General features: G+C 36.4%; 9 protein-coding genes. 7 read left to right on the forward strand and 2 right to left on the reverse strand.

All coding sequences use genetic code 11. From position 1 onward, the window contains the following. Positions 1 to 30: 30 nt before the first annotated feature. Together IGI88_RS10805 and IGI88_RS10810 are read right to left on the reverse strand one after the other, a co-directional pair. Entirely contained in the window at positions 31 to 1122 is a 1092-nt protein-coding gene (locus IGI88_RS10805; protein ID WP_233499088.1) for a GDSL-type esterase/lipase family protein, read from the reverse strand. An 11-nt stretch (positions 1123 to 1133) separates the two neighbouring features. Next, positions 1134 to 2543: a PTS transporter subunit EIIC gene (locus IGI88_RS10810; RefSeq protein ID WP_016613049.1), complete on the reverse strand. Its 1410-nt coding sequence runs from the start codon at positions 2541 to 2543 to the stop codon at positions 1134 to 1136. Between the two features lie 147 nt (positions 2544 to 2690). On the opposite strand from IGI88_RS10810, the gene IGI88_RS10815 reads away from it, so the two are divergent. The 7 genes from IGI88_RS10815 (at position 2691) to IGI88_RS10845 (ending at position 12904) form a co-directional block, all read left to right on the forward strand. After that, positions 2691 to 3407, forward strand: a complete 717-nt coding sequence (locus IGI88_RS10815) for a GntR family transcriptional regulator (protein WP_005237422.1) — start codon at positions 2691 to 2693, stop codon at positions 3405 to 3407. Between the two features lie 182 nt (positions 3408 to 3589). After that, positions 3590 to 4018 (forward strand): GNAT family N-acetyltransferase, encoded by a 429-nt coding sequence (locus IGI88_RS10820; RefSeq protein WP_008377173.1) that lies wholly within the window; start codon positions 3590 to 3592, stop codon positions 4016 to 4018. A 1308-nt stretch (positions 4019 to 5326) separates the two neighbouring features. After that, positions 5327 to 5677 (forward strand): hypothetical protein, encoded by a 351-nt coding sequence (locus IGI88_RS10825; RefSeq protein ID WP_005237418.1) that lies wholly within the window; start codon positions 5327 to 5329, stop codon positions 5675 to 5677. Next, positions 5674 to 6495 carry a WxL domain-containing protein gene (locus tag IGI88_RS10830; RefSeq protein ID WP_005237417.1) on the forward strand — a complete coding sequence of 274 codons (822 nt, stop codon included), beginning with the start codon at positions 5674 to 5676 and terminating at the stop codon, positions 6493 to 6495. The genes IGI88_RS10825 and IGI88_RS10830 overlap by 4 nt, the downstream gene beginning before the upstream one ends. Positions 6496 to 6575: 80 nt before the next feature. Beyond that, positions 6576 to 7655, forward strand: coding sequence for a DUF916 and DUF3324 domain-containing protein (locus IGI88_RS10835; protein ID WP_086299163.1), 1080 nt, complete (start codon positions 6576 to 6578; stop codon positions 7653 to 7655). Further along, complete coding sequence (locus IGI88_RS10840) at positions 7648 to 10881, forward strand: lectin-like domain-containing protein (RefSeq protein ID WP_086316942.1); 3234 nt, start codon at positions 7648 to 7650, stop codon at positions 10879 to 10881. The genes IGI88_RS10835 and IGI88_RS10840 overlap by 8 nt, the downstream gene beginning before the upstream one ends. Positions 10882 to 11413: 532 nt before the next feature. After that, entirely contained in the window at positions 11414 to 12904 is a 1491-nt protein-coding gene (locus IGI88_RS10845; protein WP_016621834.1) for a helix-turn-helix domain-containing protein, read from the forward strand. Positions 12905 to 13868: the final 964 nt, after the last annotated feature.

Here is a 13868-nt window from a genome sequence, read left to right on the forward strand (position 1 = left end):
TTTAACAGTTTTTGTTGAGAGTCTATCAATTCACAGCAATGAAAGGCAAAGAATTTTCTCAGCCACAGCTTTTCCTAAAATTTCCCCTCCAGTTTGAGAAAAATGCAGATGATCCCCCGAATCAAATGCAGAAGCTAATCTCGTTTTATCAGAAGGATCTCTTACCATATCATTGATATCGATCGTATTTGCTTGAGTCATTATCCATTGATTAAACGCAGTTCGGATAGCTTCTTTTTCCTCGGTCCAACTCGGCTTTCCTTGGTTGTAAGAATAGTTAAAAGGGGGAAGCGTGAGGGGAACAAACGGAATGTCTGCTTTTTTTGCCAGATTTATTAGAACTTTGTATTGTTGGATCAACTCTTCTTTGATAGGTAATTCTGAAAGCGGTGAGCCAGTTCCTGGGTGAAACAAGTCATTTAACCCAATCAATGAAACAATCAAATCTGGCTTTTGATCCACGACATCTGCTTGGAACCTGTCGATTCCTGCAACACCAAAGCTGTCTTTCCAACGAGAAATCCCTGAACCAGCATGTGTCAGACGATTGCCTGATATGCCAGCATTAAAGCTTGTTGCAATCAGACCACGTTTGTTTAGATTGTCGATGACACTATCACTAAAATATCCTTGATTCGTCAAAGAGTCGCCAAAAAAAGCAATGACTTTTGCATCAACTTTCGTTTCTAGAGCAACTGAAGTAATCCCAAAAATAAAGTTATTGGTTTCTCTTATATTCGAATGGACTACTTGATCAGATAGTAAGTTTGCCGAGGAAGATACTCGATTGATCTCGTTGGAGAATAATGCCTCTATCAGAATATCGGCTCCTTTGGTTACTGAAAAATCAACGTCATCTGTCCATAAAGTGGATCCAGCTGGGACAATGAATTGTGGTCGATTATCTAAGGTAATAACATTGGATTGTTGGTTTCCCGGATTACTACTGATTTTTATCGACTCTACGTTTAAATCAAAAGAATCATAGCGGTTACAAAGTTCGAGTGCTAATCGTTGTCCAGAAAGCGGCTGCTTGATTCTTAAACGTAATTTACGTCCATTAGGAGAAAAGTTTAGTACTTGGTAATTAGAAAATACTTGATGCCAAATTATTTTTTTCATCATATATCACCTTACAGTTCATCTGCAGCTTTCATTTTATCATTGAAACCAAAAAGCCAAGTCAAAAGAAAGGATAGCAAAAATGTTCCTATATGAGAGAGTAGATAAGCATAGAAGTTTTTATCGATCCCTGCAACCGGGTTGATAAAAGAGGCAAATCCTATAACCCCACCTGCGAATCCATAGTTGACCAAGTGAAGGAAACCTGCTAGAGCACCACCAAAAATATTTGAAAGGGTCACGAGATAGAAGACTTTTTTGTATTTTAGTAGAATACCATAGATTGCAGGTTCGCCAACACCGCATATTTGTGAAAGAGTGGCAGCAAAGGCAACTTGTTTTAGTTGAGCTTTTTTTGTTTTCAATGCGATTGAGCATGTTGCACCCGCAATACCCATCATCAATACAGACGAGAAGGCATTCATCATACTAAATCCGTTAACAGTTAAATCGTTGACGATGATCGGAATCAATGGCCAATGCATGCCGAAGACCACTAAGACTGGAAAAAGTGCGCAATAGACTGCTCCGCCAATAATCGTGTTAAAGTCAAAAATGGTACTAATTCCGAATGCTAGCCCATCACTAATAATCGTTATGATTGGTCCGATGATAAGAAGAACGGCTAAGCTTAGTACCAGAACTTCAACGATTGGTGACACAATGGAAGAAATCACGAGAGGAACAATTTTCTTTAAAAACTTTTCAACATACGTTGCTAACCAAGCAGCGACCAGAATAGGGAAAACCGAAGCTGTATAATTCATAATGGGGAATTCTATGCCAAAAATAGCGACCTTCGCAGCTGTACTTGAAGCAATAGTGACTATATTTGGGTGAATGAGTATCGCACCGACGACTGCCAGAACAATAGGATTCACCTTTAATTTTTGAGCTGCAGTAAAACCTAAGATGACAGGTAAAAAATAAAAAATGCCATCTGCAATCGTGCTAATCAATAGATAAGATTGCGAACTATCTTGTAATAAACCAAACGTCACCAACGAAGCTTGTAATCCTTTGATTATTCCAGCTCCTGCAAGAAGACCGATGACGGGCATCATTGAACCTGTAATTATGCCAATAAACTGATTGAAGCCATTTCGAAATAGCTGAAGAAAATCACTATTGGAATCATTTTCCACCACTCCCTCTGTAGAATCAAAGACTTGATCATTGTTTAACTGGCGCATTACTTCCTCGTAAATAGCATTTACTTTGTTTCCAACAACCACCTGATATTGTCCTTGAGCTTCTACTACGCCCATTACATCATCCAACTCTTTTATCTTAGTTGTATCGGCTTTCTCTTTGTCCACTAGATAGAAACGAACACGTGTAATGCAGTGGATGACATTTTTGATATTATTTTTTCCACCAACGTACTCAATCATGTACTCCGCTAACTGTTTGTCACTCATAATAAAACCTCCTCATTTCTTTTAACCGGTTACGCTCATTTTAAATTTGTTTAAACAAATAATCAAGCATTTGTTTAAACAAATTTAAGTTTTTTTATAGGTAGAATGATATCATGTTATAATTAACTGAAAGAGTGAGGTGGAACTATGGTGAATAAGTTTCGGGATATATATGACACTTTGAAAAATGAAATTAATGAGGGACTCTATAACGATACAATGGTTTTACCGACCGAAATGGCGTTAATTGAGCGATTTGGTACTAGTAGAAATACAGTTCGCAGAGCGATTCAACTGCTTAATGAAGATGGATTGGTTTATAGTGTGAAAGGAAGAGGGGTAGTTATTCTTGAAAGAATCGAGATTGACAAGAAGTCTTTCAAGGTAGGAAATTTTCAAGGATTGAAGGCACTATCCGCAGATACTGAGGTCGAAAAAAAAACAATTGTGCAAGAATTTCACGAGTTGACTGTTGATGATTCATTAGCAAAAAAAATTTCATTTCCGGTTGGTGAAAGAGTATACCTTGTGAAACGATTACGCCTCATTGATGGGAAAGCGATGATGTCAGATACGAGTTATTTCAAAAAAAGTATCGTTAAGGGTCTTAATGAGAAAATCATAGCCGGATCAATCTACGACCATATCAAACAAAACTTAGATTTTAAAATCGCTGCATCAAAGTCTATAATGAAAGTTGAATCTGCAAAAGATTCTGACTTTAAAGAATTAGCTTTAGGAAAAAATAATTGTGTGGGAATATTGGAAAATGCGGTCTATAATGATATGGGAAAATTATTCGAATATACGACAATCAGGTATATTCCTAACGAATATGCACTCATTTCATTTGATCAAAATTAAAAACTGGTTTAGCTAAATAACATAAAAGATCATAGCAAAGGGATTTCTAGTACATTGTCTGTATACTTTTTTTCTATTGCACTTGTACAAATCAACTAGCTGTCATTTATTTCTAAGTTGATAAATGAATGTGAGTTATCTAAAACAAGACCGAATAAAAAGCCAAAAGGTGGGAGAATACTATGAGAATTAGAGCTGCTGCATTGTCTGATCATAAAGAACTAGCTCATTTGTCGAAAGTACTAGGCTATCCAATCGAAGAAGAAGTATTGATCGAAGGCCTAAAGAGAATTTTAGCTGAGGAGGATCATCTCTTGCTGGTCGCTGAAATAGAGGGAAAAGCAGTTGGAATGATTGAAGCACAGCCATATTCAACAGTTTATTCTGCCGGGCGATTTTTTAATGTCCTAGGTTTGGTAGTGGATGATCAAGTGCAAAAGCAAGGCGTTGGCGGGAAACTACTGTCGGCAATTGAAGCAGAAGCCCGACAGCGAGGAATGCAAGGCATTCGATTAAATTCGAATGTCAAACGCCATGCTGCCCACAAGTTTTATGAAAACCATGGCTACCACAGCAGTCATGAACAGAAACGGTTTATCAAGGAATTATAAAAATGCAAAGACGCTGGAGGAGTGACAAACGACTCTTCAGCGTCTTTTTTGTATCCACGTTTTTATTTGTTCAATTTAAGACAGAAAATCTAGGTTCTAAGGGATCAATGCTAGCTGTAGCCTTCAGATACAAATGCATAGATCATGGAGGAACATTTCTTTAATCTTTTAGTGAAGAGGATAATTTTATTAACTGGTCCACGAATAAATAGATAATTTTCTATTTCTATGACTTGAATAGTGGTAAGAAAATCACTCAATTATTGAGGAAAATGGACGTACACTAGGTAAACCCATTTAATTGCTACCTTTTTATCCGTCTAATCATAGGAATGTATTAATGTTTGCTAAAGATCAATCAGATACTCAAACTTTTTTAGTTTTTGATAAGCTGATTTTCCTTTTCTTGAAAGTTTCACTTTGCTGAATTTAAATCGTCTTCGATTGGCTGATAGCAAGGATCGATGTAATCGAGTATTGATGATAGATTCAATTTCATTCTCTTCTTCTGTGGTTAATTTGATAGGGGAATACCCGCTTTTAATCAAAGAATATGAATATTCCAGACAGCTCATTTTATAAATAAAAGCAGTCAATTTTACTTTTTCGACCCTCATTTAATCACCCTTTCTTCTTAAAATATAGTAGTAAAGAAGATACAAAATTGCCATTCGATATTTACTTCGTGTTATGCAAATATTGAAAAAGAGATGAGTTTATGATGGAAGTTCCCTCTATTTATGGCCTGTTATTTTAGCAAGAAAGTTTTTTTTCTTATCTACTGATTTTTAATAACTAGAAGAAATACCCGGTATTGATATGAATAGCCTAGCTATATCAAGGGAATGACATAGGAAAGCAACAACTTAAAAAAAGCAAGACCTAAAATTTTTAAAAGCTGCTTTTTTTGTTTTTTTTTGCACGGTATTTTTGCGAATTTGGTGCCATTTTAAAAATGATTTTTACTATTTTTTTATTAAAAAACAATTGTTTTCTCTGGGGGGACTTAGTATGCAAGAAATAATAAATGAATATACGGGTTATAAATAATTGTTATTTTTCTCAAAAATGCATGGCGCTATGAAAATTTCGATTTTGATTTTTTCTTACCCACTTGTAATCTATTAGATGCAAGAAGCAAACAGAACGCACCGTTTTTTTTCGAAAAGTTGAATCACTAATTTTAAAAGGTAGACTAAAAGATTTATTTTTCAAAAATATCTGTTAGAAGTGATTCAGCTTTTATAAAAGAAAAATACAATGAGTCATCTAAATTGATGGCTAATTTTCACTAAAGGAGGGTGGTGAATGAAATCAAAAATAGGTGAGGGAATGTTGGTCTTTTGCATAGTAGTTTTCATCCATTTTCCAACTATTGTTTATGGTACACAAACTCAAGAAGTGAAAACTGAAGGCATGATTAGTTTCACTGGTACATACGAACCCATTGGCGCGCCAGAGCCTAAGCCACCAGTTCACGTTGTCAAGCCACCTTCAGATGGTAGTTCAAGTTTGGAAAAAACTTTTCCACAAACAAATATGATCACAAACACTTGGTGGAAATCGATTGGATTAAGTTTACTTATCATTGTCGTTTGTTGGTGGGGGAAAGCATTGAAAAACATATATGAATTAAAAGAAAGTAGGAATGAAATATGAAATTTATTCGTTTAGCGTCAATTGCCGTATTATCTACCACTATTTTAGCTGGAAGTGCGACCAAAGCTTATTCACAAGAGGTTCGAGATGTAACCTCGAATGGACAAGTTGAGTTTCGTCCGGCGGGTGAAGAGGATGGAGAGCTAGAGGTGGTGAATCCAGTACCAAATCCAGATGTGGAGATTGAACCCGAAATTCCTGGGACCACTGGAGAATTATCCATCATGAAAGTAGCAACGATGAATTTCGGTACACAAGTAATTTCTAATCAAGATAGAGAATATAACATGGTTGCAGAAATGCAGCAAAAATCTGGAACAACGGGTGACGATAATAAAGTACCTTATGTCAGTTTTGCTCAGGTTCATGATCTACGAGGAACAAATGCCGGTTGGGATCTAGAAGTTAGTTTAAGTAATTTTGAGTCACAAACACAAAACAATATTTTGACGGGTGCTTGGATAGAGTTTGTTGGTTCTGAGATTAGGTACGAGGGAAGCAATAATTTAAATTCACCTAGCGCTCATGAAGATAATTTAGAACTACTCACAAACGGGGCTGCTCGTTCAGTGATGAGAGCGATAAAAGGTCAAGGCGCCGGGGTTTCTTCAGTTGTCTGGGGAAATCAAGAAGAACTGACAAATCAATTTTCCTCAGAAGATTTTGATTCTAAAAATGATGTTGTAGAAAATGGTGCCATCAAATTGCATGTTCCGGGTTCTACTGCTAAAGATGCGACCACGTATAAGGCAACACTGTTATGGGATTTGACAACGACTCCTAATGGCGATGTTGGTGATGAAGAAAATAATATTTAGTAAGAGCAGGCACCAGAAAACTTTATGAAAAATTCTCTACAGCGTTGCATGAATGTGTAGCGTTGTTTTTTTTAGAAAGGATGATTCATTTGAACCATACTCATATATCTACTTATTTACAGCATTTGTTCCTTAAATATAAGGTTTTTTTTCTTCTTTCGATTTTCTTGTTTCCAGCATTGGTCCAAGCCGAAGAAAGTAGCCTGAATTTTCATGTTGTACCGGAATTACCTGCTAGCCAAGTAGACAGTACAAATAGTTACTTTGATCTGAATCTAGCACCAGGTTCAAAAGAGAAATTGTCCTTAAAGCTTCATAACGGGAGTGAAGAAACCATTCAAGTGCGAATCACCCCTCATACTGCTTATACCAATGTGCATGGTTTCGTGGAGTATGGCAAAAAGGCAGAAGAACCGGACCCAACATTACTATATTCTCTTGACGAATTGATTGAATCACCAGATGTGGTCGAGCTCAGTGGAAATGAAACAAAAACAGTGAACTTATCACTTCAAATGCCAGACGCTTCCTTTGATGGATTTCTAGCAGGTGGGCTGCGTATTAGTGAAGTGAAGGAAGAGACAGAAGAAACGGTTAGTGAGCAAGAGGGGGTTGCAGTAAAAAATGAATTTGCTTATGTCATAGGAGTTGTGGTCAGCAATACTCGAGATTCTGTAGAACCAGATTTAGAACTCTTAGATGTTTTCCCAAATCAATTGAACTTTCGCAATGTAATTAGCGCGACGATTCAAAATGTGACGCCAACCTTTGTGAATCGACTAGCCATTAAAGCGAGTGTTCAGCGCGAAGGTGAAACAGAAATTCTTTATGAGGCAAGTGACGAGCAAATGCAGATGGCACCTAATTCCCACTTTCATTTTCCAATTCCTTTGGGAGGCGATCGTTTTGAAGCTGGCAATTATCTTTTGAAACTGACAGCAACTTCTAAAGGGGAGTCGTGGTCCTGGGAACAAAAATTTACGATTGATTCTGAAAAAGCGCGAAGTTATAACCGTACAGATGTCACGATTGACGCAAGCACAAACTGGTGGATGATAGGATCACTTGTTTTATTTTTTGCGTTATTGGGGATGATCGTTTACGAACTCTATAAGAAAAAGCTTAAAAGAAAGTCAGGAGGTGTGAGATCGGATGAGTAAATTATTTAGGAAAGCGGTAATTTATATTATCGCTTTCAAAATGATTGCACAATCATTCTCTGTACCATTGAACATGGCTTTTGCAGAAACGCTTACTGATTTTGATGATGTGTCTGAAACTAATGAATTTCCTTCTATCGTGGAGCAAACAGAAGCGGATGAATTAAAGGATGAAACCTTTCATTTTTCTGATACTTATCTTAAAGGAAAAGTATCAGAACCGATAATCGTAAAGATTTTTTCAAACAGTGAGTATCTATCTGTTCCTATTACTTTGCCAGAAGAGGCACAGATTGTTGAAGAAAAATTACCAGAGGGTATTTCTATAAAACAAGAAGCACAATTAGGTCGGTGGCTAATTGAATCCGTTCGTCCTCAAGATACATTTGACATTCCTTTGTTTTTCGAAGTTCCAGGGAAATATCAAGTATCTGTATTAGAAAAAATACTTGTTCTTGAAATAGAAGAAGAGCAACCTACAAATGATGCTAGGGACACAGAGTCAGAGGAAAACAATGGTATTTTTCCTGATGAAGATGGAATTGCTGGACAAGAAAGTGTAGAAACGGGTATTGATTATGAAGCATACAGTGAACATCTTGAGTTATTCAATGAAGTTTTTGAAGGCACACCATTAAACGAGAACAGAAAAGTTATCGTAGATGTGAACAATCTGCAAGACTATTTTCATTTTATTGGCAACGCAAAGAATGACGGTTTTGGTCAAGTGACACTCACGGAAGAAGTAACCAATCAAGCCGGTGCCATAACTCTAAAAGAAAAAATGCTCTCTGGTTATCCTATGCGAGTCACTGGCTCGATTAATACTGGACGTCTCAGTAATACGGGTTTAGGTTCGAGTAGAGGTGGCGATGGGGTCGGCTTTGGTTTTCATGCGGATGACTTAGATGCTGTAGGTGAAACAGGTCAGGGGATGGGGCTTGCAGGATTGGCTTCTTCTTTTGGCTTTAAAATTGATACGTATAGAAACAGTAGTGCAACAGCTCTAACTGAAGCGGACCCCTCGTCAATAGATGGAACTTCAAACTCTGCATTTGGTGCATTTGTTTATACAGACTCAAACTCAGGCATCCTGCGAAACTATCAAGGGAATGAAGCGCCTCCTCGAGTCACAACAAATCCCAGTAATAACTCTTTTCGAAATTTCTCGTTAGTTTACAATCCCGGTGTCGACAACAAAATACTCAGTATTAGCTATGAAGGAAGAGTATGGCGAGTTGATGTTTCTCAGTGGATAGACACAGAAGACTTATCTTTTATCATTTCTGCTGCGACAGGTGGGTCAGTCAACCTCCATCAAATTCGTCTTGATCGCTTTGAGTATGTGGCAGCAGCTACGGAATATGATTTTATTGAAGGGGATCGGACCAATTTTTTGGACCATTTTCATTTGAGCGGTTCGGCAATTTATAATGACCAAACTGGAATCGTCACACTAACCGAGGATAGGAGTAATCAAAACGGTAGTATTTTACTTAAAGAAAAATTGAGTAATATGCATCCTTTTGAGTTTAAAGGTCGTGTCAATATTGGGAATGGAAACGGAGGACAAGGAGCATCGGGTAGTTCTTTGAGCGGAAGTGATGGCGGTGATGGAATAGGTTTTGGCTTCCATCAATCTGAACTTGATACGTTAGGTCAGTCTGGACAAGGGATGGGCATAGCAGGACTGCAAAACGCTTGGGGATTTAAATTAGATACTTATCACAATCGTGTGGATTCGGGATCTGCCACTGCAGATTTAGACGAGTTTCGATCAACTGGTGTTTGGCCTTTGGTTACCCACAATCCACATGGGTCATTCATCTATACCAGAGACGATGGAATGTTGACTAGCCATGTAAGTAACAATAACGATAGTTCAGCAGCAAAGGCGATCTTAAGGAATAATAATAATTTATTTAGAGAGTTTAAAATGACCTATAATCCCGGAGAGTATGATTCGATTTTGTCAATTGAGTATAATGGTCAGGTTTGGCACCATGATGTCAGTGAATGGCTATCTAGTGGAAATGTTACTGCTTTGTCTTTTATTATTTCAGCAGCAACAGGCGCTCAGAGTAATCTACAACAGATAGAGGTAGATTACTTTAAATATATTGTTGGAGAGGGATCGGTCAACGTTGAATACAAAGATATTGATACACAGGAGAATATTTTGTCTGGGGAATCCTTTACGGGCAAGTTGGGTGACTCCACTTTCATCGATCCTAAGAGTAAAGAAAGTGATGAACCATTTCTTAATGGCTATGATTTTGTAGGAATTAGTGAAGACTCCTCTTCGCTGATTGACGACAAAGGATATTACACATTTTCAGATGAAGAAAAGACAATTGTTTATTACTTTACTAGAGCAAAAAATGAAGTCAAAGTGATGCACGTCGCCGAGCCAGGAACGATTGTTATTAAAGAAGAAACCGTTGAAATTCCCGTGAATCAACACAAAGAATTTTCTGCAGAATATTTTGAAGGATATGAACTCTTATATATTCAAAATGATGAGGAAATCTTAGAAGATGTGCAATCTCTTACTTTAAAAATTCAAAGAGACTCTCCCAAATGTATCAGATTCGTTTATATAAAAGAAAATGATCGTGTTTCTCCGTTAGATCCACTAGCTCCAGATAAAGAAGTAAATCCTGAAAATCCCTCATCTCTGCCTGAAAACCAGGGATTGTTCAGTATTGATTTTGCATCCAATTTTTATTTTGGCTCCTTTGCAATTTCCGCACAAGACAAAAGATATTACGCTAAGCCACAAAGATTATTATCAGTTGATGGAATGTTCATTGAAGAGGAGATTCGACCAAATTACGTTCAAGTCAGCGATCGCCGTCCATCAAATACTCGTGGGGGATGGGAGCTCTCTGTGAGTCAAAACGAGCAATTCTATAGCGCTGAAACAGGATCGGAGTTAACAGGGGCAAGCTTTATATTCCAGAATCAACAATTAGTTTCAGTACAAGATGGCATCGAACCTGGCTTGCAGCAGACGACACCTATCACACTTATTCCTGGTGGAGCTAAACGCACGGTTTTAAAAGCTCAAGGAGCTGAAGGGACGGGAACATGGATTTATCGATTTGGTGATTTTGAAAGTGCTGGTCGAAGTGTGATTTTAGAGGTTCCTAAGGGGGCCAATCCTGATGCTGCAAGTTATAAAACGACATTAACCTGGGAGTTAAGTTCGGTACCATCTAATTGATTTCTCTCGTGAAAAAGTTTGTTTCTTTGGCTTATATAGGAAAATATCAAGTGAAAAGGTCTGCGATGGAGTTGATAGCTACTATCCATGCTACCGTTCGTTTAAGTTTGGACAAGTATTAAATCAAGAATCAGAATAGCCTATACGTGCATTTTGACAGATCATCTACACGTCATTCAATAATGATAAATCAATGATTCCTCCCTTTTTTATGGGCGCACATAAATTATTCTGACAGATATTAATATAGGTGTCTTTCTTTGTTTAGTTGAAGGCTTACGATACTTTTCTGATCGCTTAACAGGTCTCTTTGTGGTGAAGTCTACAATCAAGGTATGTTTCTAAAATGATCAGTGTTGGATAGGGATCCATTGTTCAAGTGATAGAAATTTCTTAAAACATACCAGAGTTCCTAGGTTCTAAAAGAACTAAATGAATGCTAATAGAGCGAATGATACTTATGAACAAAGCGATACTAAAGCGAGTATTAGCAATCTATTTAAGTACTAGTTAGTAGATGGAAAGATAGAAAATGATTACAAATAAAGCGAGGAATATGATGCGTGAACTTCAAATTGCTTTTATTACAAGTCCTATGATCAGAAGATGGATGCGAATTTTAACTATTATAGAACAAGAAGAGACTTTTACAACTATTACGCTAGCTGATAAATTGGCAATCTCCCAACGTACACTAGTCAAAGATATTCATTTAATAAAAGAACACTTCGGTGATAGTGTTGCTATTTATTCAAATAATACTGGTTTTCGTTTTGCTGAAATCGATCGTCTAATGTACCAAGAGAAAAAAGAGGAACTTTTAGACCAAGATGCACTTTATGAAATATTGGAAAGAATTTTTTATGGTGATTTTGCTGACCTCGATGAACTCGCACATCAGTACAATTATGCAGAAACTACCCTAAGACGTTTTTTAAAAAAGACACAACCAACATTGGAAGAATACGATCTTAGCCTCAGCTTTAAACCTGTAAAATTTATTGGAGAGGAGTCAAACATAAGGAAATTTTTCTTTGATTTTTATTATGGAGGCGAACAAACTCCACAAACGGTTCGCCCCCCAGATGACCTGCATGCAATTATTCGAAAAGAACTTTCAGTAGAGTTGAAAACTTATAAAATAGGAACGGGAATTTCAATTGCTGCCTTCTATTCATTACTTTACTTGACTATGGTAAGAGTAAAACAAGAACAGTTGATTAAGGTTCCCGAATGGGCTAAGAGACTCGTTTATCAGGATGAGGATTACCAGTTATTTGAGTCACTGATCCCAATCATTGATAGAGAATACGGAATTCTCCTGCCGAAAGATGAGTTAGTCTGGCTCTATTTAATGATTGTATCAAAACGTACTACAAGTTGCTTGGAATACGAGCAGTGTTTTTTGCTGCGATTTGATCAATGGCCTCAAACTACTGCAATAGTCACTGATTACTTTTCAAATGAACTCTTTAGTCAATGGGATCGTCCTTTGTTAATAACCTTTACGAGGTCTTATTTCATTGCATGGCAATTAAGTAACGCCCTTTGGCCAATATGGAATAAACAGCAAATAGAAGTGAGACATATTGCCATGCAACAATCATCCTATGAAAAAAATGTAGCGTTCCTGAAAAAACATCAGGAGGAATTAAGATTATCTGCTACAGCACTTGAAGAATTAGCTGTTGGATTTACTTTATTTATTGAACTTTTAATTCATTCTCATCAGCCTCGTCAAAATATTTTATTTTTATTGGAGGGCGATTCAATGGTGGTTCAAAGTATCCGTCTTCAAGCACAACGTTTGTTAGGCGAAAGCTATCAGCTAAATTTTTTATCCTTACCAGAGTTGACAGAGGAGCGCTTAAAATCTAATAAAACAGATTTAATAGTCACGAATTACCGACCATATATTTTTGATTATGAGTTGGAGAAAGATTATCTCCTTATTAATACAATTCCAAATCAGAAAGATTGGGATCAACTAATGCAGAGGTTAAATACTTTAGTGACAAGTTAACTTGATTAAAAAATACGTTTTGAAAATCAAGACAGATAATCTTATTAAAATACTTACTAGGGTTGATGATTTTACTTATTCAAAGATTAAGTACAAAAAGCAAAATTGTACACAAATCGAAAGATTGGAATTCATCATACTTTTTGTGTGCACTATGATTATTTTACAACTCGTCATATTAAGGTATTGTGATGTTTCTATGGGGATTCACGAGGGAAATTAATGATGAGTCATGCTCATTAAATCTCATAATAATTACCGATTAATCGATGAGATGGTCAAAATGGAATTCGTTACTGGTAAAGTGAGAACATAAAAATTATTAGCTAGCGAGTAGCAGTTACGATTGCGTAGAAAAGGACGTGAGTTCTTTTCTACGTATTTTTTTGGTTTGCCTCATTGATTGAGTTGAAATATTTGAAGGGTTCATTTGTTATATATGGAAGGGATATTTCTCTTATTACATGAATCGTATTAGGAAGTTTTAAATAAAAGTAGGCAAATTATATAGTAATAAGTTTATATAATGAAGATTTTGATGGCTAATTTATATTAAGCTTATATACCGATACAAAGCGAAATATTCTTTCTTTTTATTAAAATTAACAAAAGATTATATAGATGGAAACGTTATCGAACCATAATGGGCTTTCTTCTTATTCCAATTTTTAGCGAAGTTTTCAAAAAAGACATATGGTTATTATTTGTTATATTAACGCTAAAAAAATCATCTTTTTATCTGCGTTTCTGAAAAGTGCAATATGCTATGAAAATTTAGATTTTAATTTCTTCACTACCCTGTGTAACCTTATATGTGTAATGAGGATGCGTAATTTCAATACTTTTAATTAGCGATCAAATTCATTGTTTTCGATCGTGGAAATATTCACTATTTGCGGTAAACATCCTTTTTTATTTTATAAAAGCGAAGCAGGTAAGTAATAAAATTTTAGGATCTATAGAA

Source organism: Enterococcus sp. AZ179, assembly GCF_050498885.1.
Lineage (GTDB): Bacteria > Bacillota > Bacilli > Lactobacillales > Enterococcaceae > Enterococcus_D > Enterococcus_D entomosocium.

Excerpts from the sequence above, each read along its gene's own strand:
- IGI88_RS10820 (WP_008377173.1), top strand. The coding sequence starts at position 3,590 with ATGAGAATTAGAGCTGCTGCATTGTCTGATCATAAAGAACTAGCTCAT.
- IGI88_RS10830 (WP_005237417.1), top strand. The coding sequence starts at position 5,674 with ATGAAATTTATTCGTTTAGCGTCAATTGCCGTATTATCTACCACTATT.
- IGI88_RS10845 (WP_016621834.1), top strand. The coding sequence starts at position 11,414 with ATGATTACAAATAAAGCGAGGAATATGATGCGTGAACTTCAAATTGCT.
- IGI88_RS10825 (WP_005237418.1), top strand. The coding sequence starts at position 5,327 with ATGAAATCAAAAATAGGTGAGGGAATGTTGGTCTTTTGCATAGTAGTT.
- IGI88_RS10815 (WP_005237422.1), top strand. The coding sequence starts at position 2,691 with ATGGTGAATAAGTTTCGGGATATATATGACACTTTGAAAAATGAAATT.
- IGI88_RS10835 (WP_086299163.1), top strand. The coding sequence starts at position 6,576 with ATGATTCATTTGAACCATACTCATATATCTACTTATTTACAGCATTTG.
- IGI88_RS10810 (WP_016613049.1), bottom strand. The coding sequence starts at position 2,543 with ATGAGTGACAAACAGTTAGCGGAGTACATGATTGAGTACGTTGGTGGA.
- IGI88_RS10840 (WP_086316942.1), top strand. The coding sequence starts at position 7,648 with ATGAGTAAATTATTTAGGAAAGCGGTAATTTATATTATCGCTTTCAAA.
- IGI88_RS10805 (WP_233499088.1), bottom strand. The coding sequence starts at position 1,122 with ATGAAAAAAATAATTTGGCATCAAGTATTTTCTAATTACCAAGTACTA.